We start from the raw sequence: 23,063 nt of genomic DNA on the forward strand, positions 1-23,063 counted from the left end.
AAATTAAGTTTGAATGATTGCTCATTCGATTATTTAAGATCTTTGTCTCAAATTTATTGCTTGCGAAATTGACTTCGCTTTTTGTTTGGGTTCTTACACCCGCACACTTTTAGCGAAACTTTGTTCAGTTTTCAAAGTACTACCTCTGTCCGGCTAGACCGGACAGCTTTTTCACTTTACCAAACTCTCAAAGCTCTGTCAAGAACTTTTTTGAATTTGTTTTCGTCGACCTGCTTGAGCTTTTCTGCTCTCGCCTGACGACATTTAAATATGTTACCAGCTTCTCAATGCTTTTGCAAGTACTTTTTTCATTTTCTTGTTTTTTCCTTGCTCAAGCTCTTTTATTGAAGCTCAGCCGCCTCTCTCGAAGCGACTTTATTAATATATAATACTTGAAACTCAATTGCAAGTACTTTTTTTATTAACAAAAGTCATTTCGCAAAAACGCGACTTCAATAATATACCTTACTTTCTAAATTTACACAAGACTAAATTTTAAATGATTATCTTCCTAAATCATGTTAAAGTTGTTACATCAACACTTAGAAAGGAGTTTTTAAAATTAAAAAATTCGATTTAGCAATTATTGGTGCAGGTCCAGTAGGGTTATTTACAACCCATTTTGCACATTTGCATGGTTTAAAAACAATACTTTTTGATTCCTTATCCGAAGTTGGAGGGCAACCACAACTACTTTATCCATTTAAACAAATCACTGACATCCCTACCTATGACTCAATCAAGGCATCTGAATTAATTAACAAGTTAAAACATAATTTAACTAATGAAACTAAAATCATTACTAACCATAAAGTTGAACAAGTAGAAAAAAAGTCAGATGGATTTATTATTGATAATGACTTCTTCACTCGAAGTATCATTATTGCTACTGGGGCCGGAGCTTTCAAACCCAAGGAATTACCGTTAAAGATGGATCAAAATATTTCCAAAAAAGTTCATTACTTCATCAAAAATCCACAGGATTTTGCAAACCAAACCGTTGGCATTTTTGGCGGAGGTGACTCGGCACTAGACCTAGCTTTAGAGCTAGCCAAGGTCGCTAACATAAAAGTGATCCACAGACGTGATCAATTTCGCGGCTTAGAATCAAGCGTTAATCAATTAAAATCATTAAAAAACGTTGAACTTTTGACCCCATATCTTCCTAAAACCATTGAATTAAGCGATAATCAATTACAGATCGGCCTTAAGCAAATGGGAACTACTCAAATGAGAACTGAGCACTTTGATCAAATCATTGTTGCCTACGGCTTCAGGGCTAACAACCGCTTTGTTAAAAAATGGGGTATCAATCTTAAAGGGACAAATGTTGCGGTTAATTCAACAATGGAGACTAATGTTGCAGGAATTTATGCCGTAGGTGATGTTGCAACTTATCCTGGACGCGTTCCTCTAATCGCACTTGGCTTTGGCGAAGCCCAAATTGCCATTACAACCATTATGCGGCGGCTTTTTCCTGAGAAAACTTTAACAATTCATTCAACTAGTATATAGGGGTTTTACATGACTTTAATCGATTTTATACTTCATATCGACGACCATTTAGTCACCATCGTTAATCAATTTGGCGGCTGGTCATATCTTATTTTGTTTGCAATTATTTTTATCGAAACTGGCTTAGTAGTTTTTCCATTTTTGCCAGGTGATTCGCTTATCTTTGCTGCGAGTGCAATGGCTGCCAATCCAAAATATGGTTTAAATATTTGGCTTATCTACGCAGTTGTTGCTTTTGCAGCCATAATCGGTGATACAGCTAATTACAAAATTGGCGCTTGGTCAACTAGGGCGGGAGAAAAACACAGCTGGTTCAATAAGTTAATTAATGAAAATAATCGGCTAGCTGCTGAAAAATTCTTTGAGCGCCATGGTCCAATCACGATTGTTATAGGGAGATTTATTCCATTCATTCGTACTTTTGTGCCATTCATTTCTGGCGGAAGCAAAATGCATTACGGTAAATTCATTACCTATAATATCTTAGGTGGCCTGCTTTGGACCGGTTTGTTCACCGTAATTGGCTTCTTCTTCGGCAATATTCCATTTGTTAAAGATCATTTTTCAATGATCGTGATTGCCATTATTTTAGTTTCAGTCGTGCCAATTGCTATCGTCGCCTTAAAGAAAAAAATGTCACTCAAAAAGGAGTTCCACTAAACGGAAACTCCTTTTTATTTACGTAATAATTTTTCTGCAAAATACAATTCATAGATAATCCCAGCTACTGCAAAACAAGAAGCAAAAAATCCTTCAGTCAAAACGTTGATAATAGGATCAGTACTAGGATTAAACAACCAATTGCTATTGTTGAACAGAATATGATGGAAAACTACAAAGAAACTATCAAAATTAGTCACTGCAAATGGAAAGATCACGATTGGCAACAATAAGAAAATTAATGCTACTGATTTGTCCAAATTAAGCAGTGCTTTTTTTCTTTGTTTTTTAAAAATAAAATACATTGCCAAACAAACAATGAAAACTATTACAGTGAAAACAAATAAATGCTTACACTCGGCAAAATGTTCCGCTGCATCTGGTGATGTAGGAAAATTATCCATTCTCAGGCGTTTTTTAAAGGGCCAGACAAGATAAAAAAGCAACTGGTTATAGTTATGCATAACTTTAAACAAAGACATGTGAACGGTCTCATACGTCTTCTGCACGAGCATAAAAATAAAGAGCAACGGCCAGCTTGCCACAATTGCCCCCACCACGCTGCTAGAAACAGCAAATAAAAAGTGATAAATAAGTGCAAAAATATTATTTTTAGTAATCATAACTCAAATTCATCCAGGTTATTAACCAAATAAGTTGGCTGCCGTTTTTCTGCAATATCTTCTCTTTGCGTAACCCCGGTCAGTGTCAATAACTGATCAACATTACTATTAAATCCAGCCTTGATGTCCGTATCATAGTTATCGCCAACTAAGAGGGCATCTTCTTTAGCATAGCCAGTCTTTTGCAAGGCCATATTTACAATAATCGACTCCGGTTTACCAATATACAAAGGCTCGACGCCACTTGCTGCCGCAACAAACACACACTGCGAGCCGTTACCTGGAATCAGTTCATCCCCTAGTGGCAGATTCATGTCAGCATTAGTTCCAATAAAAGTCGCACCATTGCGAATAGCTCGGGAAGCTACCCGAACCTTGTGATAAGTTAGATCCTTATCCATCCCTACAATGACATAATCTGGATGCTGCTCACTAATTTCAAACTCAGGATGCTGCAATAATTCCTTCCACAAGCCAATTTCACCAATGATATATAAGCCAACTTTCTTACGGTGATCCTGCTTTAGAATATAGCTTGCTGTTGCCATACTTGGCGTATAAACATGCGTTACATCTGTCTGTACGCCGTGTCCTTTTAATTTATCTACAACCATTTGCGGCGTCCTGGTTGTATTATTGGTTAAAAATAAATAGTCTTTTTTCTGCTCAACCAAGCGATGAACAAATCTTACTCCAGATTCCACGGTATCATCACCGCGATAGACTGTTCCATCTAAATCAATTAAAAATATCCGGTAATCTTTCACTATTTTCCCTTTCTCTTTTTAATTACAAAAGAATGATGCCGGCCCAATTTTTTCTTAACCGCGACTGATTGCTTTTTCTTAAATTTGGTCTGATGAACTCGGCGTTTTTTAAATGGATTGTTGTCATTTTTATGCCGTTTATTATAACGACGACGTTGGTGAAAGCGCTCATTTCTATTATGTTCTCTTGAATATTCACGCTTGCGTTTAGGCATTTGATGCTGATAATGATGCACTGGATCTGTCAATTCCAAAATAAAATAAGGTCCACCAGGATTACAGTATTCTGTTAGATAATCGACGATCGCCAATTCTTTTTTATCAATTGAAGTACGCACCACATCTTTATAAAAACCTTTTAACCGCAAATGGTCGCTAGAAACATCCCCTACCAAATAATCATATTGATCAAGATAAGGATCATATTTTTTGCGGAGCATTTTTAAATCCAGCGCATCCCGTTCATTCACCACAATCGTATATAGCTGATGATCAATCTTGATGCTTTTACCATCTTGGGCTACATCAGCAAGTGGATGACGTAAAGGCTGCTCTTTTTCAAATCTATTTTCTGATGATTGATTCTTGGAATTAGTCTCGTTTTTTTTAGTCATTTACTTCACTTCTTGTTGGTAATGGATATTTTTTAGCTAAATAATTGCCGACAACTTCACGCAAAAATTGTGGGAACAAAAATTCATTTTCACCGACAATAGCTAAAGTTGGGAAAAATGGCACTAAGACATAATGATCCAAACAGGCAATTTGATATTCTTTTTCAGGCTCAATTTCACGTCCCTTAACATAGACAATTCGCTTGCGCATATCAACTTGAATGCCTTTATAATACATTTGCCCAAAAATTTTACCGCGAAAACTCATTCCTTGCAGATGGAAATGATCCAAATAATGACGGTTCTTTTCAATTTCCATCACTAGCCGCCATAAATCGCTGCCTTTCAAAGTTGAACGAACGATATGCATCGGATGAGGCAAAGCATTTTGCAAATCATATTGCGTCAGAATTCCGCTCTTAAATGGTGTCAAAAATAAGCCTGAACTTAAAATTGCCAGATCAGTCTTAGCAAAATCAGCAATTGCATCAAGTGAAACCTGTACCGCTGCCACCTTATCATCAGCAAATTTTTCTGGCAATTCAGCTACATGATGTTCTGAAAGCAATCTTTTTCCTTTATCATAATAGCCTTGAATAATCGCCTCATCTTGCGGTTCTGTCTTCATTGAAACTGTAGGTATGGTATCGGGAACAATCTTGGTCACCTGATGATCATCATTAAGTTCAACATGGATATCGCCCACATAATTACCCCATTTACCTGTTTGAGTAATCCAAGTACCGTTTACTTTTTCGCCATGTTCGAGCAGATCATGACTATGACCACCAACTATTAGATCAATTTCTGGATAATTCTTAGCCAGCCAGCGATCCATCTTTAGTCCTACATGAGTAATCAAAATTAAAACATCATATTGTCCCTTAAGTCGATCTAATTCTTTATCCATGGTATTTCCTAGCATCTTCACGTGCCAGTGATTAGGTCCATATGTCATAGGATAAGCTGCAGTTAACCCAATTAAGGCAATGGGAGTCTTTTTCTTGGTAACTAAAATCTTATGCGTAACTGCCCACTTAGGCAAAGATTCATCCTCTTCACGTAAATTCGCCAAAACTACTGGGAAATTCGCGTGATCAAATAAATGCTCAAGCACCCAATGCGGATTAGAGATCCCTTCGTTATTGCCAATCGTAATTGCATCATAATGAAAACCGTTCATCAATTGAATATTGGCTTGCCCTTCTGTAGCATCAGTCAATGGATGAGAGCGATCCATAAAATCTCCCGCATCAAAAGTATAAATCTCATCAACAGAATCATCTGCTTGTGCCTTTTTTAAATAGCGTCCAATTTTAGGAAAATGTTCAAAATGTGAATGTAGATCATTTGTATGTAAAATTCGCCATGTTTCCATTTCTCATACCGCTTTCTATCCAATTCGATTGGCTTTCAAAATCATGTGATATGCATCCAATATTTTTCCCTTGGGTTTAGCCCATTCAACCCACTTAGGATTTTTCCAGTCATCTTCATTAGTCAAAGTCTGAAGATCATAAGTGTCATTGATATACTTTTCATATTCAATTAAGGCCTTAGTACGGGGAATATTCAGCTGCAATATTCTGACTTTTTTAATTTTGCCATGGTCTGCCGCTAATTCAGCAATCCCGTTCTGATCGATATTGGAAATTTCATAATATTGACTGCCATCATTTCTGGTAATTTCTTCGATTAAATCCAATTGTTCCATTAAATTCACCTTTACGGATTAAAAGAATAATACTATAAATAGAAAAAAATGTGTAACCATGCTATTGTAATATGCGATAGAGGTGTACACACATGAAACGTAAAAGCCAGCTCTTATGGGCTCTTTTTTTTAGCTTAGTCTTTGTAATAACTAGTGGTTTTACCGTAGTCGGACACCGCGGTGACCCAATCAAGTATCCTGAGGAAACGATTCAAGCAGACAATTCTGCTTTCAACTCTGGTGCCGATTACGTAGAACTCGATCTCCAGCTTTCTAAAGATGGGATTCTGGTCATCTCTCATGATGACGATCTTTATCGAGTTACTCATACACATGCAATTGTATCACAAAATAACTTTGAGACGCTGAAACAGCTAAGGTATGACAATGGTGAGCATGTTATGTCATTAAACGAATTATTTGAACACTACAAAAACAAGCCTAATGCTAAATTTGTTTTGGAAACTAAAATTGATCATAGCCTAAACCCATCTTATGAACTAGAAGATAAAATTGCCCAGATAGTTAAAAAATATCATATGCAAAAACGAATTATGATTCATTCTTTTTCTGCGGCCAGTCTATTTCATTTCAGAGAAATAATGCCTGATGCTTATTTAATTTTAATCGTCGGCAGCTTAAAGAGAATCAACTTCAGTATTTTACCCCAAGTAAATGCAATTAACGCATCTTCCGATATCGTCCAGGAACATCCCTTCCTGATTCATTGGCTGCATAAATTGCACAAACAACTGTATGTCTGGGCTGAAATGGATGAATCTCCTGCTCTCTGGCACTGGCTAATCAACCGTAATGTTGATGGTGTAGTGACTAATTATCCAGCAACCGGATTTAAATATAAGTTAGCTAAAAGTGGAACCAAGAAATATGCTATTGATCGCACCGGTATTTACTTTGGCAAGACTAAAACCGCCACGATGATGAATCCCTATATCCGAATTAAAGAGAAAAAATACATCTACCCCAATCAGCGAGTAGATGTTATGTATGGTGTCCGAGTTGACGATAAGCTTTATTACCAAATTGCAGAAAAAACTTTTATTTCAGCAGAATTTGTTAATCTAGATTTACGACGAAAAGACATTGCCCCTTATCAAAATAAAAAAATTATCGCCCAGCCTAAGCAAAAAGTTGCCATCTACAGCTATCCAGACAATCAGGCTAAAACAAGCAAAATTTTACCTGCTAATCAACTATTTAAAATCCGCAATTTTAACGGTACTCCTAAAAATATGTGGCTTTATACCAAATTAGGTTGGATTAAAGCCAAAGATATTTTGTTCTATGGCTTTTTTAATCAATCGGAGTTTAAACAATACCATCTTTTGCCTAGAGTCAGTCAGTATTCCAACTTAGTCTTACTAGCATACAATCCTAACCAATTAGTTTACAATCCTACTTTTGCGGAAGCACAAAGACAAATTCTCCAAATTATTCGATGAAAAAAGATCAGCCTTCGAAAAGCTGATCTTTTTTGTAACTATTGATTTAATGTACTTTGCTTTTTAACTAGTTCATATGGCAACTCAATGTGCGTCTCGTTTACTTCTTCGTTGTTCATCAATTTAGTAAGCATTCGCATTGCGACAGCCCCCATGTCATAGAGCGGCTGCTTAATCGTAGTCAACGCTGGACGAACAACTGAAGCAAGCTGAGTTGCACTAGCAGTGACAATTTCCAAATCATCAGGAATCTTCTTGCCAGCATCAATTGCAGAATTCAAAATACCTACTGATGAAACATCACGAGTAACAATTACGCCATCAACGCCATCTTTAATCAATTGTGGGAATAAATTATAGCCATCTGAGTAATCCTTAATACCCGTGTAAACGTGTGGCTCACCTAAATCATTATTTTTAATAAAATCAAGATAAGCAGGAATTCTATTTTCACCGTTAACTACGGCATCTTGATCGCCAACTACAATGGCTAAATTCTTCTTGCCATCATGCAACATCAAATTAAGAGCTTCAGTATCGGCCTTCTTATAATCGATTGTCACTGAAGCAAATTCTTCACAATTATCCTTTGTACCAGCCAAAACCACTGGCGTATCCGTCCGCTTAAAGGCTTCTGCAGCTTCTTCAGGCAAACGATTAGACATATAAATCACGCCATCAACTTGCTTATTAAGCAAACTTTGAATAACCTGATCTTCTTTCATTAAGCGATTCTCAATACTAGTCATGATAATGTTGTATTTGTATAACAATGCAATATCATCAATTCCTTTAGATAATTCCGCAAAATATAAATTAGTCAAATCTGGAATAATCAAACCTACTGTAGTAGTCCGCTTAGAAGCTAAACCTTGAGCTACTGCATTTGGTTGATAGTGTAATCTTTTAATTACTGCAAGTACACGATCGCGCGTTTCTTTTCTAACGTTATTATTTCCATTAACAACACGGGAAACTGTAGCCATTGAGACTTTGGCTTCTCGAGCAACATCATAAATTGTAACCTCTTGTTTATGCATCTCTAATCTCTCAGTCCTTCCAAAAAATCCTTCACTCTAATTTATCATTATGCTGTATAAAATGCAAACGTTTACAGCTTTTCTTTCATTTTTTCACAGTTAAACATGTTATACTGACAATAAACTAATGAAAAGAGGTTACATATGAACTCAGATAAATTACAACAATGGCTGCAAGATTCAAACAATGATATTGCATACATTTCTAATCCAATTACTATTTCTTACTTTACTGGCTATTCCATGGATCCTCATGAAAGGATTTTTGCTCTATTAGCCTTTAAAGATGCGGAACCTTTCATCTTCTGCCCTGCCCTAAACGTTGAAGAAGCAAAGAATTCTGAATGGAACGGCGATGTCTTTGGCTACCTTGATTCTGAAAATCCTTGGCGCTTGATTGCTGATAATGTTCGCAAGAGAACTAATGACACGCACAGTTGGGCAATTGAAAAAACTGATTTATCAGTTTCCCATTACCAACTTTTACGCAGCGAATTCCCTAGTGCTAGTTTTACAAATGACGTTTCGCCATTTATAGAAAGATTGCGTCTCTATAAGACTCCTGAAGAAATTAAGAAATTGCAAGGGGCTGGAGCTGAAGCTGATTTTGCCTTCAAGATTGGTTTTGATGCAATTAAAACTGGTGCAACTGAAAGAAGTATTGCCGGTCAAATTGACTACCAACTAAAAATCCAAAAAGGCGTCATGCACGAAAGCTTTGAAACTATCGTTCAAGCCGGTAAAAATGCTGCTAACCCGCACCTTGGCCCAACCATGAATACAGTTCAACCCAATGAATTAGTCTTATTCGATTTAGGAACTATGCATGATGGCTACGCATCCGATTCTAGTCGTACTGTTGCCTATGGTGAACCAAGTGCTAAGCAGCGTGAGATTTATGAAGTTGATCGCGAAGCACAACAAGCAGCTATTGAAGCAGCTAAGCCTGGTATTACCGCCGAAGAACTAGACAGCGTTGCTCGTGATATCATTACTAAGGCAGGATACGGCGAATACTTTATCCATCGTTTAGGTCACGGGATTGGCAAAAACGTACATGAATATCCATCAATTGTTCAAGGCAATGACTTAGTTCTTGAAGAAGGCATGTGCTTCTCCATTGAACCAGGTATTTATATTCCTGGCTTTGCTGGCGTCAGAATTGAAGACTGTGGTGTTGTAACTAAAGATGGCTTCAAGACCTTTACTCACACTGACAAGGACTTAAAAGTTTTACCATTGAAAGATTAATTATCGCTTTTACGTAAAAAAAAGCTAGAAAATTCTAGCTTTTTTTCTTACTTTTTAATTAAGCTTCTGGCTTGTCTGAACTAGTGTCATCTTTTTCGGCGTTGCTTAAATCATCTACTGATTGCTTAGCATTGTCTTCTTCAGTAACATCGTCATCCTTATCTGAATCATCGATTACAATATCATCGAAGTCCTTTAACTCTGAATCGTCTTCAACATTCTTAGGGAATGAAGCTAATTGATTCTTAACTACTTCAGTGCCATTATCGTATTTTTTCTTCAGATCTTGAAGCTTGTCGTTATCTTTAATCTTGTTCTTAACATCGTCAACTTGCTCATCACTAACTAGCAATGAACCGGCAATGAATCCAGCTGCGCAGCCAGCAACCGCGCCTAATACAAAACTTGCAAATTTTTTCATGGTGAATCCTCCTTTATTAATTGTCACCTCTGCGACGTCTTCTTCTTGCAAAAGCTGTCGCAGCTATTGAAGAAACTAGACCCGCATGCTTTAAATGATTGCTGCTAAAGCGTTTAGCCATTCTCTTAGAAGAATCATTCAATTCAGATACGCTCTCGCCTAAATCAGCAGCAGCCTTAACTACTGGATCTAACGTCTTCATTTTACCATTAACATCAGTCATTAGGTCATTGGTTTTATCTAATAAATCACTTGTTTGATCCATTAAGCCATCCACATTGTCAGATAGCTTTTTTAGTGATTGGTTCGTGGTCTCCATTGTCTTATTAGTTTCATTTAAAACTTTTGCAGTACGCATTAACATTGGAATTGTAAACAAAACCAGAATTAAAAATGCTACTGCTGCAATTAGCCCAGCCAAAGCACCATAAGAAATTGTCATCTTCTAACCTCCATATCTTCTAAAAAAAGTCTAGCATGAATATACTTTATTCTCAAACTATCTCTTGTTATCCTTAATTAAACCATATATTAGCAGAAAGGGCACCATTATTAGCAGAAAGGGCACCATATGAAGTTTTCTACACAATTTAAAATGCCAAAAATCCAAATAGATTGGGATAAAATTGGTCAAAATTTATTATCGATTATCTGGCAACTGGCAATCACTACTCTAATTTTTTATTTACTGTCACACTTCGGTCACAAGATCATCAATAACTATATATCTAGACACAACACCTTAAAAAATAAACGCTCTAAAACCATTACGGCTTTAATCAACAGCATTTTCCAATATACTTTAATCTTCTTTTATCTATTTGGCATCTTGTCCATTTTGGGCGCACCAGTAGGCACGTTATTAGCTAGTGCCGGGATTTTTTCGCTGGCTTTAGGAATGGGTGCTCAAGGATTTGTCAGTGATCTAGTCAATGGCTTTTTCATTTTAAGTGAAGATCAGTTTGACGTAGGCGACACCGTTTCCATCAATTCACAAATCGGGACAGTGGTGCAACTTGGTCTTCGAACGACTCGCCTCAAGGCCTCAGATGGCTCGATGATTTACATCCCTAACCGTAACATCACAATTGTGCAAAATCTGGCTCATAACGCAATCGGGTTGACCATTAACTTAGAGCTAGATGCAGATAATGACTTTGAAAAAATCGAACAAATTATCAAAGAAGTCAACGGTTCAATCAAGCCACCTAAAAAGTCCATCTCTTCTGGTCCGTCAATTATTGGCGTCACCGGACAAAATGGACAAACAATTACCTATGGCGTTTATTTTAAGGTCAAACCGGATCAGCAATCAGTCGTAAGAAATGCTTATTTGAGCCAATATATTCAGGCTTTTAAAAAAAATGACATTAAATTTGCGGCAACTGCCAGTACAATTAAAACCAGTGCATAAGAAAAGTGCTTAGGATATTAGTTCCTGAGCACTTTTTCATTAATCAAATTGTTTTAACCAATCTGGCAATTGTTTTAACAATTCACGAATTGCATTGCCGCGATGTGAGATTTCATTTTTCTCATCCGTTGTCATCTGCGCAAAGGTCTTGCCTTTATCTGGAATAAAGAACAACGGATCATAGCCAAAGCCATCCTCACCTTCTGGTGGTGCAGCCAAAATTCGACCTGCACAAGTACCAGAAACCACTAAGTCTTTATCAAATTCGCCTGGCATAGAAACAACAATCGTGGTCCAGAACTTGGCTGTTCTTTTTTCTTCCGGCACACCGCCTAAATTAGCCAACAACTTAGCATTATTTTTGGCGTCATTATGAGCCTCACCTGCATAGCGCGCACTTCTAACGCCAGGTTCACCGTCTAAGGCGTCAACCATTAAACCTGAATCATCCGCAATGGTAGGCAATTTACTAAAATCAGCTAACTCATGTGCCTTGATCTTGGCATTTGCTTCAAAAGTATGGCCACTCTCAATTGGATGCGGTGGATTGTCTAAATCCGCGTTAGTCTTGATCTCAACATCAACGCCGGCTACCTTAAAAGCCTCTTTTAATTCCTTAGCTTTGCCTTGATTACCCGTCGCAAATAAAATTTCTTTTACCATTATTCGTTCTCCGTATCCACGTGCTTGGAAGTTAAAGTATCGTTAGCCATAAATGAACGAGCTAACTTATCAAAATTATCGACATTGCCAGTAGTGTAATATTCATGGCTGGCTTGATGATCACTTGTGCTAAATAATCCATCACGGCTCATTACATTGAAAGTATATTGCGCTACTTGATCAGCTGGATCCAAAATAGTCACATTCGGATTATCAATTGCTTCTTCAAATTCTCTTTGAATCAATGGATAATGCGTACATCCCAAAACCAAAGTATCAAAATCTTTTTCTTTTAAAGGAGTCAAACTTTCTTTTACCACTTTCAAGTTAGTCGCATGGTCTTTTCGAGCTTCAACCAGCGGTGCTAACTTAGACGCAGCTAATTCAGTTACCTGAATCTCTGGATCTCTAAAGTGAATTTCCTTAGCATAAGCATGAGAATTAATGGTCACGTTAGTAGCTACTACCGCAACTTTTTTATTATTAGTTTTTCTAGCAGCATCAAGTGCACCCGATTGAATGACGCCAATAATTTGCGGTTCAACCTCTGTTTGAATGGTGCTCATTGCCGCAGCCGTCGCCGTATTGCAGGCAAAAATAATCAGTTTAACATTTTTACTAAGCAAAAACTTCACTGACTTACGCGTTAACTCAATTACTTCTTCCCTAGTACGATCACCATATGGCATATGGGCATTGTCCCCAATAAAAACAGTAGATTCGTTAGGCAATTTTTGAATTACTTTTTTAGCAACAGACAGGCCGCCAACACCTGAATCTAGTAGTCCAATCGGACGATTATCCATGATAAAAACCTCTTATTAAGAAAAAATTTATTTTCTACTCCTACTAGTTTACGGTAAAATAAAAAAGAATAAAAGGGATGAACAAGTTTATGACAGAAAACACAGAACACTCTAACGAACATGTATATTTTATTAATCAACTTTATCGCGATTTTCTTTTACCGACTATCTTAGGTGATGACAATGCTACTATCCTTTATTGGGCAGGTAAGCGGATTGCACGTCACTACGATTTGGCTGATTTGGATGATTTAGTAGAATTCTTCAATATGGCTCAATTTGGTCAACTAGAGAAGGTCAAAGAACGCCGCTCCTCTACTACCTTCGAGATCAGCGGACAAAACGTGGAAGATCGTTTAAATAGCGACAGTAAAGAATTCTCACTAGAAAGCGGCATGATTGCCGAAGCAGTACAAAAATCTACCGGCAGAACTACCGAAAGTGAAATTCATATTCTAGATAAAGCAAAAAAAGTACAAATTATCGCTCGTTTTGGCTAAAGCATAGTTTTTTAGATAGACTATAATTCTTTATCTATGTATACTTTGAATAAAACTGTTAATTTAAACTTAGATATAGGAGTAATAAAATGCTGAAAGAATTTAAACAATTTATTGCACGAGGAAACGTAATTGATTTAGCCGTTGGTGTAATTATCGGTGTGACTTTTACTGCAACCGTCCAATCCCTCGTTAAGAATTTAATCAATCCATTAATCGGACTTTTTGTGGGTAAAATTGATCTATCAGATCTTACGCTTAAAGTGGGTGACGCGAACTTTAAATATGGCAGTTTCTTAAATTCAGTGATTAATTTCTTAATTATTGCCTTTGTAGTTTTTCTAATCGTAAAGGTCGTTAACAAGTTCACTAGAAAAGAAAAAGCTCCAGCCGCACCAACTGAAGTAGAATATCTAAAAGAAATTCGTGACCTGCTTAAAGAAAAAGAAGCAAAGTAAAAGGCTTGAGACAAACGTCTCAGGCCCTTTTTATATTCCCAATAATTAATTAGCGTATTGATCCAAAATTTGGTTTAACTTCTCCTTAGGAGTGTAGCCAGTAATTCGATCAACAATGTTGCCATCTTTTTTAACAATCAAAGTTGGAATAGCCATAATACCTAAGTTCTTAGCTAGATCTTGGTTTTGGTCAACATCGATCTTGTAGAAGTTAACATCTTGACGCTCTTCTGACAATTGATCAATTACTGGTGATTGCATTTTGCATGGGCCACACCAAGTTGCCCAGAAGTCAATCAAAGCTACGCCATTATCTGTTTCTTCCGCAAAATTTTGTTCATTAATTGCATCAACCATATTTAAATACCTCTCAAAATTATTTTTATCAAACTTTGTATTATTAGTATATGTGGTTTACTTACTTTTTGCAAGTAGGTTGCTTACTTTAATTGGACAATTGTTGCACCATTACCGCCTTCATTAGCAGGAGCGTAATTAAAGGCCTTAACATGATTGCTGCTGCGTAAATATTGCCAAACACCTTTTCTAATGGCACCTGTTCCGATGCCATGAATGATCGTTACCGTATCTAATCCAGCTAATAAAACAGAGTCAATATAACGATCAAGGTTAGTCATTGCCTCATCATAACGCTGACCACGCAAATCTAGTTCACTATGAGCAGTGCTTCTTCTAATAGCACTAGTTGCTCTGACTGTATGCTTCTTAGGTTGCGTATTGCCTGAATCAACTCGTTCAATATCACGATCACTAACTTTAGCCTTAATAATACCCATTTGAACTTCATATTCATGCTCAGACAATTTCTTAGTAACCGTCCCTGTCTGTCCATATGAGAGGACTTTAACCTGATTGCCTACACTTACATGATGTCTACGTTTTTCACGTTGTAGGACCTTATTATGAGCTAAATTATCAGCCTGACGCTCTAAGCTATTAAGTTCACCCTTAGCATCAATAATCTCGTTTTCTTTTACGCCCTTTTGCTTTTCAAGCCGAGCAATAATTTCATCAGCTTTTTTACGACGCTTAGCTACAATTTCATTAGCTCGCTCTTGCGCAAAATCTAACTGCTTTTGTACTCGTTGATTATACCAATCAAGTGCTTGCTGCAATTTTTGCTCTAACTTTTGACTGCGATCTAAGCTAGTCTCCAAATGATTACGGTCAGTCGTAGCCGCCTTAGTCTGTGCATTCAGCTTCGCAATCATCTTATTAATATCGGAATCTTCATCTGACATTAAGTTCTGCGCGTTTTTAACGACATCTTCACGCATCCCTAACCGCCGCGCAATTGCAAAGGCATTACTGTGACCCGGAATACCAATTTGTAAACGGTAAGTCGGAGACAAAGTCTTTAAATCAAACTCCATCGAAGCATTGGTTGTTCGTGGTCGATTATAACCATATAATTTTAATTCAGGGTAGTGCGTAGTCACCATGATCTTAGCATCTTTTTTACGCAAAAAGTCTAGGATACTAATTGCCAAACTAGCACCCTCTTCAGGATCAGTACCAGCACCAATTTCATCAATCAAGACCAGAGTTTCCTGGTTTACATTTTTCATAATGGCAATAATATCATTAATGTGCGACGAGAAAGTACTCAAAGATTGTTCAATTGATTGTTCATCCCCGATATCAGCATAAACCTGTTTAAACACGCCTACTTGACTACCTTCTTCAGCTGGAATGAACAAACCTGACTGTGCCATTAGTTGAATAATTCCCGCAGTCTTTAACGTAATTGTCTTACCACCAGTATTAGGACCAGTAATCAGCATGGTATCAAAATCGCCGCCTAAGCGAATATCATTCGGCACCACTTTTTCTGGATCAATTAATGGATGACGTGCATTACGCAAATTCAAAGAATGATCTTTCGTTAGCCTTGGTTCGCTAGCCTTCATCGCCTTAGCTAACTTAGCTTTAGCTTGCAAAAAGTCTAACTCAGTTAAACTAGCAGCAATCTTATTTAAGCCAGTAATATCCTCTCTAGCTAAATTAGACAAGTGTTTTAACACATTGCGAATTTCTTGCTTTTCTTGAGCAATTAAATTTTGCTGTCGGTTGTTTAAATTTAAAACCGCTTCAGGTTCAACGAACAGCGTTTGTCCACTCGCACTTTGATCATGAACTACCCCGCCAAATTTGCCTCGGTATTCCTGCTTAACTGGAATAACGTAGCGATCATCACGAATCGTTACGATTTGTTCAGACAAGTATTTGCTGCTATTTCCTTTAGTATAAGCAGCCATACGGTTTTTTATATCTTCTTCATTGCTGCGAATATCATGCCGCAAACGAGCCAAAGTATTGGAAGCTGTATCTAACACTTCACCATCGTAATCAAGTGATTTCTCTAATTCTTTAAACAGAATATCAGGTACATCCAACTGGTCTAAAATTGGTTCAATTGCCGTTAAATCAATTTTCTCATCATCAAGATCTTCTAAAAATTCATTAATTTCATTGGCTAAGCTTAAAACTAAAAGCAAATTACCTAATTCTTGAGCATTTAAATTAGCCTTAACGCTTAACCGCTTAGTACTTGGCTTAACATCTTGAAAGTCAGTTAAAGGAAGCTGTCCTTTAATTCTCATTAAATTAGCCAAGGCTAGAGTTTGCCTTAATGCCGTTTGAACCTGATCAAAATCCCCACTAGGAATTAATTGTTCTGCTCTTTGTTTAGCTGGAGCAGTAATGGCTAAACTACTTAATCGCTTAGTAATCTCGCCAAATTCTAAGATTTTTAAGATTTTATTATTCATAACTTTTTTGTTTCTAAAACTAACAAAAAGGACCAGCCACAGCCAGTCCCTTTTTTATTTACCACTTAAACGGTCATCGTTCAAAAATGTATTAAGCACTCCTTGAACCATGTCCCACTCATCATCAGATTCAATCTCATGCAAGTCGCTACTAGTTACATCTCCTGCATCATCTGCATCGTAATTAAAAGCTTGTACTTCAATATCTTCATCATCGCCAACAGCTGCTGGATAAAGAAGCACGTAAGATTTGTCATAATCTTCTGAATGAAAAGTAAATAATACTTCATACAGTTCTTCATTGCCTTGATCATCGATCAAGGTAATTTGACGATCTTCATCGTCACCATTAACTTGTGCTGCCATTTTAATCCTTTCGGTGTAAATCTAAATAATTTTGCAAGATGAGCACCGCCGCCATTTGATCGATTACTTGCTTACGCTTTTTACGGTCATGAATACCCGCGTCCTCTACGAGCACGCGTTGTGATTCAACCGTGGTTAATCTTTCATCAGAATAATACACCGGTAACCCAAATTTTTCTTCAAGCCTCTTGCCATAAGCTTTGCTACGGGCAACCGAACCACCTGAGCTGCCATCCATATTTTTAGGTAAGCCTAATACAAAGCCATCAATATCGTATTTTCTAACCAAGTTCTTTAATGGACGCATACCAAAATTATATTTGGTTTCATCGATCTTAATAGTTTCTAATTTTTGCGCAGTAATCCCCAGCTCATCGCTAACGGCTACTCCCACAGTTTTAGAACCTACATCTAAACCTAATAAGCGCATTATTTATTCTTACCAAGATAACTCTTAACAAGTTCTTCGATAATTTCATCACGTTCGTGCTTAAGAATCAAATTACGGGCATCATTATGCCGTGGAATATAAGCAGGATCGCCAGAAAGTAAGTAACCTACAATCTGGTTGACAGGATTATAGCCCTTTTCTTCAAGCGCATTGTAAACATCTTGCAGAGTATCATAAACATTTTTTCCTTTATTCTGGTTAAAGTCAAAATGCATCGTCTTATCTAGCGAACTCATAATTATTCCTCCTGTCAACAATTTTACTTGAAAAAAAGCTTAAACACAATTAATTAATTTTAGTTCTTAGAAATTTCGTCAATTACGGCTTTAATGGCATCGTTCAAACCTTCTGGTTTCTTACCACCGGCTTGAGCCATGTTAGGACGACCACCGCCGCCACCGCCAAAGATTGGGGCAGCCTTCTTGATCAAGTCGCCAGCCTTAAGACCTTTATCCAAGGCCTTCTTATTCAAGCTAATGATCATGTTGGCCTTGCCATCGTTATTAGCAGCTAATACCAAAACATCTGACTTGTTGCCGCTCTTCCAGTTATCAGCAAGTTCACGCAAGTCATTCATGTTGTTAACGTCAGCAATCGTAGCAATGACAGTTAAGTCACCAACTGATTTGACATCATCAAAGATCTTGCCAGCCTTAGCTTGGTTGATTTGCTTGTTCAAAGCTTCAACTTGCTTTTGACTGTCATGAAGATCGCTTTCGATTGAATCGATCTTTTCGATAATGTTGTCTGGCTTAGTTGCCTTAACGTCTTCTTGAATATCATCAAGCAAGCTTGAACGTTCTGCTAAGTATTCGTAAGCCTTCTTTGAAGTTACGGCTTCGATTCTACGCATGCCGGCACCAACAGCTGATTCTGAAGTAATCTTGAAGATACCGATTTGGTTAGTGTTGGAACAGTGAGTACCACCACAGAATTCACTGGAGAAGTCGCCCATTTGAACAACACGAACCTTGTCGCCATACTTGCCATCAAATAATGCCAAGGCACCCATCTTTTCACCCTCTTCAGGGGTAGTGATAGTAGTCTTAACTTGAATAGCTTCCCAAATCTTTTGGTTGACTAATTCTTCAACTGACTTAATTTCACGTGGAGTCATTGGTTCCATGGCAGTGAAGTCAAATCTCAAGTAATCAGGATCAACTAATGAACCAGCTTGGTGAGTATGTTCACCTAATACTTGACGAAGTGCTGCGTGAAGAAGGTGAGTAGCAGAATGAGAGTGACGTAAGCCTTCCCGACGTTCCTTGTCGATCTTTAATACGTATTCTTGACCCTTTTCTACTGGCAAAATCAGGTCAACAAAGTGTAAGTTTTGATCGTTTGGTGCGTGTTGAACATCAGTAACCTTAGCTACCAAATCGCCATCTTGGTTGTAAATATTACCGTGATCGGCAACTTGACCACCACGTTCTGCGTAAAATGGGGTCTTGTCAAAGACTAAGGTTGCGTGTTCACCGTCAGCCTTGTCAACTAACTTATCATCAACAACGATGTCAACTAACTTAGCATGAGGTCCTTCGTAAACGCCATATTCAAATTCTGACTTGTCTCTAATGTTCATCAAGGTTACGTCTTGACGACCCATTGATTGCAAATCGCCACGAGCTTTACGTGCACGTTCCTTTTGGGCCTTCATTTCAGCGTCAAAGCCCTTCTTGTCAACCTTAAGACCAGCATCTTGAGCTGATTCAAAGGTTAATTCATACGGGAAGCCATAGGTATCAAACATCTTGAAGGCATCTTTACCTGAAATAGTCTTGTCAGGTGACTTCTTAGCCTTGTCGATTAAGTCATCAAGCAAAGTCAAACCAGTAGCCAAAGTTGATTGGAATCTTTCTTCTTCGTTCTTGATTACCTTTTCGATAAAGCTGCGTTGGTCCATTACCTCTGGGTAGTGGCTTTGCATAATCTTACCAACAACTGGTACCAACTTGTAAAGGAATGCTCCCTTGATGCCTAAACGTTGACCATTCAAATCAGCACGACGGATCAAACGACGCAATACGTATCCACGACCGGAGTTTGAAGGAAAGGCACCGTCAGCAATCGCAAAACTTACGGCACGAACGTGGTCGGCAATAATCTTAAAGGCAGTAGTGTCTTCCTTGTTAACGCCGTACTTCTTGCCTGGAGTCATTTCTTCAGTAGCATGAATGATTGGCAAGAACAAGTCAGTTTCGAAGTTGGTTGGTGCATCTTGCAAAATTGAAAGCACACGTTCAAGCCCCATACCAGTATCGATGTTCTTGTGTGGTTGATCAACATACTTACCATTTGGCAAGTGGTTGAATTGTGATAAAACGATGTTCCAAATTTCAAGGTAACGAGCGTTTTCACCACCAGGGAAGTTTTCTGGGTCGTCTTCAGCAACGTCGTTGTTTTCTTGACCACGGTCATAGAAGATTTCAGTATCAGGACCACATGGACCTTCACCAATATCCCAGAAGTTGTCTTCCAATTTAACAATGTGGTCTGCTGGCATCCCTGCCTTTACCCAAACGTTAAATGAATCAGTATCCTTTGGATAAACGGTACAGTAAAGCTTGTCTTTAGGTAAATCGAGCCACTTAGGACTGGTTAAGAATTCCCAAGCCCAAGGAATAGCTTGATCTCTGAAGTAATCACCTACTGAGAAGTTACCCAGCATTTCAAAGAAAGTTTGGTGACGAGCAGTCTTACCAACATTTTCGATATCGTTAGTTCTGATTGACTTTTGTGAAGAAGTAATTCTGTGATTCTTTGGTACAACTGAACCATCGAAGTATTTCTTCATTGTTGCAACACCGGAGTTAATCCACAAAAGAGTTGGGTCATCTTGTGGAATCAGTGATGCACTTGGTAAAACCATGTGGCCATGTTCTTTGAAGAAGTCTAAGAACATTTGGCGAAACTCTGAACTATTTAGTTTCTTCATTAAAATTTCTCCCTAAAAACAAATAAAAAACACCATTGCTTACTCAAGGACGCTCCGCGCGCGGTACCACCTTGATTGCAACAGTGTTTGTTACCTCTTGATATTCTTAATTTAAAAACTTAAAGGAGCATTCCTTAATCATTATTAAGCCTTCTCATCTAACTGGCTCTCTCTTGGAAATAATTAATCAAGCAACATATCTTAAGCTGAGAATAATTGTACTACAAAATTAACGTGTGTCAACGTCCTTGTTCACGCTTGCGTTTTCTTAAACGCTTAGCTTTTCTAATTTCATGACATTGTTCAAGCTTACGTTTCTGACGATTATCTTCTTGAATTGCTCGCTTAATCTTCTTCTTGTAGCCAGGCTTACGTTTTCTCTTTTCCTTTTTAACGTAACCAACTAACTTAGTATCAAGCTTGCGATTCTTACCTTGACGATTCTCACGACTGCGGTAATGCTTACGCGGTACTAATTCACCATTCTTCATTTCAACAAAGTCGAAATGAACACCCATCTTTTCCAAGTCTTCAATCCGGTTCATTTCTTCTTCACGAATTAAAGTAATTGCATGACCTGATAAGCCATTACGGCCAGTACGACCAATCCGATGAATGACAAACTCGATATCACGTGGAATTTCATAGTTAATAACTAAACTAACGCCATCAATATCAAGACCACGTGCTGCTAAGTCGGAGGCAACAACATATTGAAATTGTCCTTGTTCAACTTGACGCAAAGTACGTTTTCTTTCTCGTTCAGTTACCCCGCCATGAATCTTAGCTACCTTTAATCCTTGATCTTGCAAGTATCTGGTCAATTCATCGACAGTTTGCTTAGTATTGGCAAAAACCAAAGCTAAATATGGTTGTCCCATCGTTAACAGCTTATACAAAACGCTCTTACGATTCTTAGAACCAATATCAAGCAAGTCATTTTTAATCGTAGGTGCAATCACAGTCGGATTATCAATGACGATTTGATCCGAATGAGTCATGTACTTACGCAGGAAGTTAGACAACTTCACTGGGATGGTTGCTGAAAAGGCAGCAATTTGCACGTCTTTAGGCAACTTAGCAGCGACCTTGTCAATATCTGCCAAAAAGCCCATATCTAAGGTCATATCAGCTTCATCGATGATCAAAGTCTTCACTTGGTCAACAGCGAAAACTTTTTTCTCCACAAAATCGAGCAAACGACCTGGAGTGGCAATTACTAATTGCGGCGTATTATTTTCATACTTTTCAAGTTGACGTTCGCGGTCAGTCCCACCAGCAAGGTGCGCAATTGAAAAATGCATCCCTGAAGCGTCTCTCAACTGACGAGCTACTTGGTACAATTGATCTGCCAATTCACGACTAGGCAAAGTGACGATAGCTTGCACATAATGTGCGTCTTCTTCAATTTCATTAAAAATTGGCACTAAGTAAGCATGCGTCTTGCCTGATCCAGTTGCGGCTTGAACAATTACGCTTAAGTCAGATAGCATCGCAGGGATAACTTTTTCCTGCACCTTAGTCGGCTTTTCAAAATGAATCTTCTTTAAGCCAATTTGAATAGCTGGTTTAATTTTAGAATCTTCAAAAATATTATTCATGATCTTCCTTATATTTCTTAGTTACTTCGACAACTTCGGCAAAGACTTGCTTTACTTCGCCCATGTCCTTAGCGTTGGCACCACTAGCTAAAGCGTGGCCACCACCATCATGCTTAGCAGCTAATTCGTTAATAACTGGACCCTTTGAACGGTAATGTACCCGGAAAGTGCCATCCGGCTTTTCTACAAAGACGTTCCAAGCAAGAACATCTTCAATGCGGCCTGGTGTTGAAACGGCCACATTAGCTTGATCATCAGTTAAACCAAGCTTCTTTAAATCGCTTTGCATCAAAATAGTGTAAGCTGCACCAACTGGGTTAATTTCCATCTTATCCATGGCCATTGCTTGCAACTTAGCTTCATCAAAGGTTACATCGGCAATGTTTCTCGCAATTTCGGTAATATCGATTCCAGTTGCGGCAAGTTGGGCTGCTACCTTAAAGGTGTGTTCTGAAGTTTCTGGATACATGAAACGACCAGTATCACCCACGATACCTGCATAAAGTGGATAGGCAATTTCTTTGGTAATCTTGAAGCCTTCTTCATTCAAGAAGTCGACAATAATTTGACTAGCTGCAGGAGCATCTGGATCGACATAGCTCATGTCTGCGTATGGATCAACATCTGGGTGGTGGTCGATCTTAATTAAAAAGTCGCCTTGGTCATAAAGCTTGTTGGAAATTCTTGGCGTATTAGCTGTATCAGTAGTGATTACCAATGCGCCCTTGTAATCTTCCGCCTTAACTTGGTCCATATGATTAATCCAAGCTAAGTCCCCTTCGTCATTTTCACCAGCACAAAGAACACGCTTGTCTGGGAATTTTTCCATCAATGCACGAGCCAAGCCCGCTTGTGAACCAATTGCATCTGGGTCTGGACTAGTGTGACGGTGCAAGATAATTGTTGGGTATTGTAAGATTTTTTCATAAATGTCGTCAAAACTACTCATTTTTTATTCCTCGTCTTCTAAAAATATCTGTATCTAGTTTAACAGAAAAACATTTTATTT

Annotated in this window: 24 protein-coding genes and 1 pseudogene; 7 read left to right on the forward strand and 18 right to left on the reverse strand. The window is 38.0% G+C overall.

Translation table 11 applies throughout. The annotated features are described in order from the left end of the window. Nucleotides 1-630 precede the first annotated feature (630 nt). Both BLP58_RS01150 and BLP58_RS01155 read left to right on the forward strand, forming a co-directional pair. Nucleotides 631-1,515, forward strand: a complete 885-nt coding sequence (locus BLP58_RS01150; protein ID WP_013853639.1) for an NAD(P)/FAD-dependent oxidoreductase — start codon at nt 631-633, stop codon at nt 1,513-1,515. Between the two features lie 9 nt (nt 1,516-1,524). Then, nucleotides 1,525-2,175: a VTT domain-containing protein gene (locus tag BLP58_RS01155; RefSeq protein ID WP_013853638.1), complete on the forward strand. Its 651-nt coding sequence runs from the start codon at nt 1,525-1,527 to the stop codon at nt 2,173-2,175. Between the two features lie 14 nt (nt 2,176-2,189). Here BLP58_RS01155 and BLP58_RS01160 read toward each other — a convergent pair whose 3' ends face one another. From BLP58_RS01160 to BLP58_RS01180, 5 genes are read right to left on the reverse strand one after another with little or no spacing between them, the layout of a single operon-like run. Further along, nucleotides 2,190-2,798 (reverse strand): TIGR01906 family membrane protein, encoded by a 609-nt coding sequence (locus BLP58_RS01160; protein WP_013853637.1) that lies wholly within the window; start codon nt 2,796-2,798, stop codon nt 2,190-2,192. Next, a complete protein-coding gene (locus BLP58_RS01165) occupies nt 2,795-3,565 on the reverse strand; it encodes a TIGR01457 family HAD-type hydrolase (protein WP_013853636.1) in 771 nt (256 codons plus the stop codon). Before BLP58_RS01165 ends, BLP58_RS01160 begins: the two co-directional genes overlap by 4 nt. Next, on the reverse strand, nt 3,565-4,179 hold the full coding sequence (locus BLP58_RS01170) for a YutD family protein (RefSeq protein WP_013853635.1): 615 nt from the start codon (nt 4,177-4,179) through the stop codon (nt 3,565-3,567). Before BLP58_RS01170 ends, BLP58_RS01165 begins: the two co-directional genes overlap by 1 nt. Further along, nucleotides 4,172-5,557 carry a bifunctional metallophosphatase/5'-nucleotidase gene (locus BLP58_RS01175; protein ID WP_013853634.1) on the reverse strand — a complete coding sequence of 462 codons (1,386 nt, stop codon included), beginning with the start codon at nt 5,555-5,557 and terminating at the stop codon, nt 4,172-4,174. The genes BLP58_RS01170 and BLP58_RS01175 overlap by 8 nt, the downstream gene beginning before the upstream one ends. 15 nt (nt 5,558-5,572) lie before the next feature. Beyond that, the gene (locus BLP58_RS01180; RefSeq protein WP_013853633.1) at nt 5,573-5,893 is read right to left on the reverse strand and encodes a hypothetical protein; all 321 of its coding nucleotides are present in this window, start codon (nt 5,891-5,893) and stop codon (nt 5,573-5,575) included. A gap of 92 nt (nt 5,894-5,985) precedes the next feature. On the opposite strand from BLP58_RS01180, the gene BLP58_RS01185 reads away from it, so the two are divergent. Next, nucleotides 5,986-7,356: a glycerophosphodiester phosphodiesterase gene (locus tag BLP58_RS01185; RefSeq protein ID WP_025084060.1), complete on the forward strand. Its 1,371-nt coding sequence runs from the start codon at nt 5,986-5,988 to the stop codon at nt 7,354-7,356. Nucleotides 7,357-7,394: 38 nt separating this feature from the next. Here the strand turns inward: BLP58_RS01185 and BLP58_RS01190 are convergent, their stop codons facing one another. Beyond that, a complete protein-coding gene (locus tag BLP58_RS01190) occupies nt 7,395-8,396 on the reverse strand; it encodes a substrate-binding domain-containing protein (RefSeq protein ID WP_013853631.1) in 1,002 nt (333 codons plus the stop codon). A gap of 144 nt (nt 8,397-8,540) precedes the next feature. On the opposite strand from BLP58_RS01190, the gene BLP58_RS01195 reads away from it, so the two are divergent. After that, complete coding sequence (locus BLP58_RS01195) at nt 8,541-9,647, forward strand: M24 family metallopeptidase (RefSeq protein ID WP_013853630.1); 1,107 nt, start codon at nt 8,541-8,543, stop codon at nt 9,645-9,647. Between the two features lie 58 nt (nt 9,648-9,705). Here the strand turns inward: BLP58_RS01195 and BLP58_RS01200 are convergent, their stop codons facing one another. Further along, nucleotides 9,706-10,068 carry a hypothetical protein gene (locus BLP58_RS01200; protein WP_013853629.1) on the reverse strand — a complete coding sequence of 121 codons (363 nt, stop codon included), beginning with the start codon at nt 10,066-10,068 and terminating at the stop codon, nt 9,706-9,708. A 16-nt stretch (nt 10,069-10,084) separates the two neighbouring features. Then, a complete protein-coding gene (locus BLP58_RS01205; RefSeq protein WP_013853628.1) occupies nt 10,085-10,510 on the reverse strand; it encodes a DUF948 domain-containing protein in 426 nt (141 codons plus the stop codon). A 129-nt stretch (nt 10,511-10,639) separates the two neighbouring features. On the opposite strand from BLP58_RS01205, the gene BLP58_RS01210 reads away from it, so the two are divergent. Then, nucleotides 10,640-11,482 (forward strand): mechanosensitive ion channel family protein, encoded by an 843-nt coding sequence (locus tag BLP58_RS01210; protein ID WP_013853627.1) that lies wholly within the window; start codon nt 10,640-10,642, stop codon nt 11,480-11,482. A 39-nt stretch (nt 11,483-11,521) separates the two neighbouring features. Here BLP58_RS01210 and BLP58_RS01215 read toward each other — a convergent pair whose 3' ends face one another. After that, complete coding sequence (locus BLP58_RS01215; RefSeq protein WP_013853626.1) at nt 11,522-12,145, reverse strand: XTP/dITP diphosphatase; 624 nt, start codon at nt 12,143-12,145, stop codon at nt 11,522-11,524. Next, the gene (murI, locus tag BLP58_RS01220) at nt 12,145-12,951 is read right to left on the reverse strand and encodes a glutamate racemase (protein WP_013853625.1); all 807 of its coding nucleotides are present in this window, start codon (nt 12,949-12,951) and stop codon (nt 12,145-12,147) included. Before murI ends, BLP58_RS01215 begins: the two co-directional genes overlap by 1 nt. Nucleotides 12,952-13,028: 77 nt before the next feature. Between murI and BLP58_RS01225 the strand changes: the two genes are divergently transcribed. Continuing rightward, nucleotides 13,029-13,451, forward strand: coding sequence for a YslB family protein (locus BLP58_RS01225; RefSeq protein ID WP_025084059.1), 423 nt, complete (start codon nt 13,029-13,031; stop codon nt 13,449-13,451). 89 nt (nt 13,452-13,540) lie between these two features. Beyond that, nucleotides 13,541-13,909 carry a large-conductance mechanosensitive channel protein MscL gene (gene mscL, locus BLP58_RS01230; protein ID WP_013853623.1) on the forward strand — a complete coding sequence of 123 codons (369 nt, stop codon included), beginning with the start codon at nt 13,541-13,543 and terminating at the stop codon, nt 13,907-13,909. 45 nt (nt 13,910-13,954) lie between these two features. Here the strand turns inward: mscL and trxA are convergent. The 8 genes and pseudogenes from trxA to BLP58_RS01270 all read right to left on the reverse strand — a co-directional run. Continuing rightward, nucleotides 13,955-14,305, reverse strand: a pseudogene (trxA, locus tag BLP58_RS01235) (thioredoxin); the annotation flags it as partial. A gap of 44 nt (nt 14,306-14,349) precedes the next feature. Further along, nucleotides 14,350-16,701, reverse strand: a complete 2,352-nt coding sequence (locus tag BLP58_RS01240; protein WP_013853621.1) for an endonuclease MutS2 — start codon at nt 16,699-16,701, stop codon at nt 14,350-14,352. A 54-nt stretch (nt 16,702-16,755) separates the two neighbouring features. Further along, complete coding sequence (locus BLP58_RS01245; RefSeq protein WP_013853620.1) at nt 16,756-17,067, reverse strand: DUF1292 domain-containing protein; 312 nt, start codon at nt 17,065-17,067, stop codon at nt 16,756-16,758. A 1-nt stretch (nt 17,068) separates the two neighbouring features. Beyond that, nucleotides 17,069-17,497: a Holliday junction resolvase RuvX gene (gene ruvX / locus BLP58_RS01250; RefSeq protein ID WP_025084058.1), complete on the reverse strand. Its 429-nt coding sequence runs from the start codon at nt 17,495-17,497 to the stop codon at nt 17,069-17,071. Then, nucleotides 17,497-17,754, reverse strand: a complete 258-nt coding sequence (locus BLP58_RS01255) for an IreB family regulatory phosphoprotein (protein ID WP_003627753.1) — start codon at nt 17,752-17,754, stop codon at nt 17,497-17,499. Before BLP58_RS01255 ends, ruvX begins: the two co-directional genes overlap by 1 nt. 59 nt (nt 17,755-17,813) lie before the next feature. Beyond that, a complete protein-coding gene (gene alaS, locus BLP58_RS01260; protein WP_013853618.1) occupies nt 17,814-20,453 on the reverse strand; it encodes an alanine--tRNA ligase in 2,640 nt (879 codons plus the stop codon). A gap of 239 nt (nt 20,454-20,692) precedes the next feature. Beyond that, nucleotides 20,693-22,054 (reverse strand): DEAD/DEAH box helicase, encoded by a 1,362-nt coding sequence (locus tag BLP58_RS01265; RefSeq protein ID WP_013853617.1) that lies wholly within the window; start codon nt 22,052-22,054, stop codon nt 20,693-20,695. Further along, on the reverse strand, nt 22,047-23,003 hold the full coding sequence (locus BLP58_RS01270; RefSeq protein WP_013853616.1) for a DHH family phosphoesterase: 957 nt from the start codon (nt 23,001-23,003) through the stop codon (nt 22,047-22,049). Before BLP58_RS01270 ends, BLP58_RS01265 begins: the two co-directional genes overlap by 8 nt. Between the last annotated feature and the right edge of the window lie 60 nt (nt 23,004-23,063).

This window comes from Lactobacillus kefiranofaciens, assembly GCF_900103655.1.
GTDB lineage: Bacteria > Bacillota > Bacilli > Lactobacillales > Lactobacillaceae > Lactobacillus > Lactobacillus kefiranofaciens.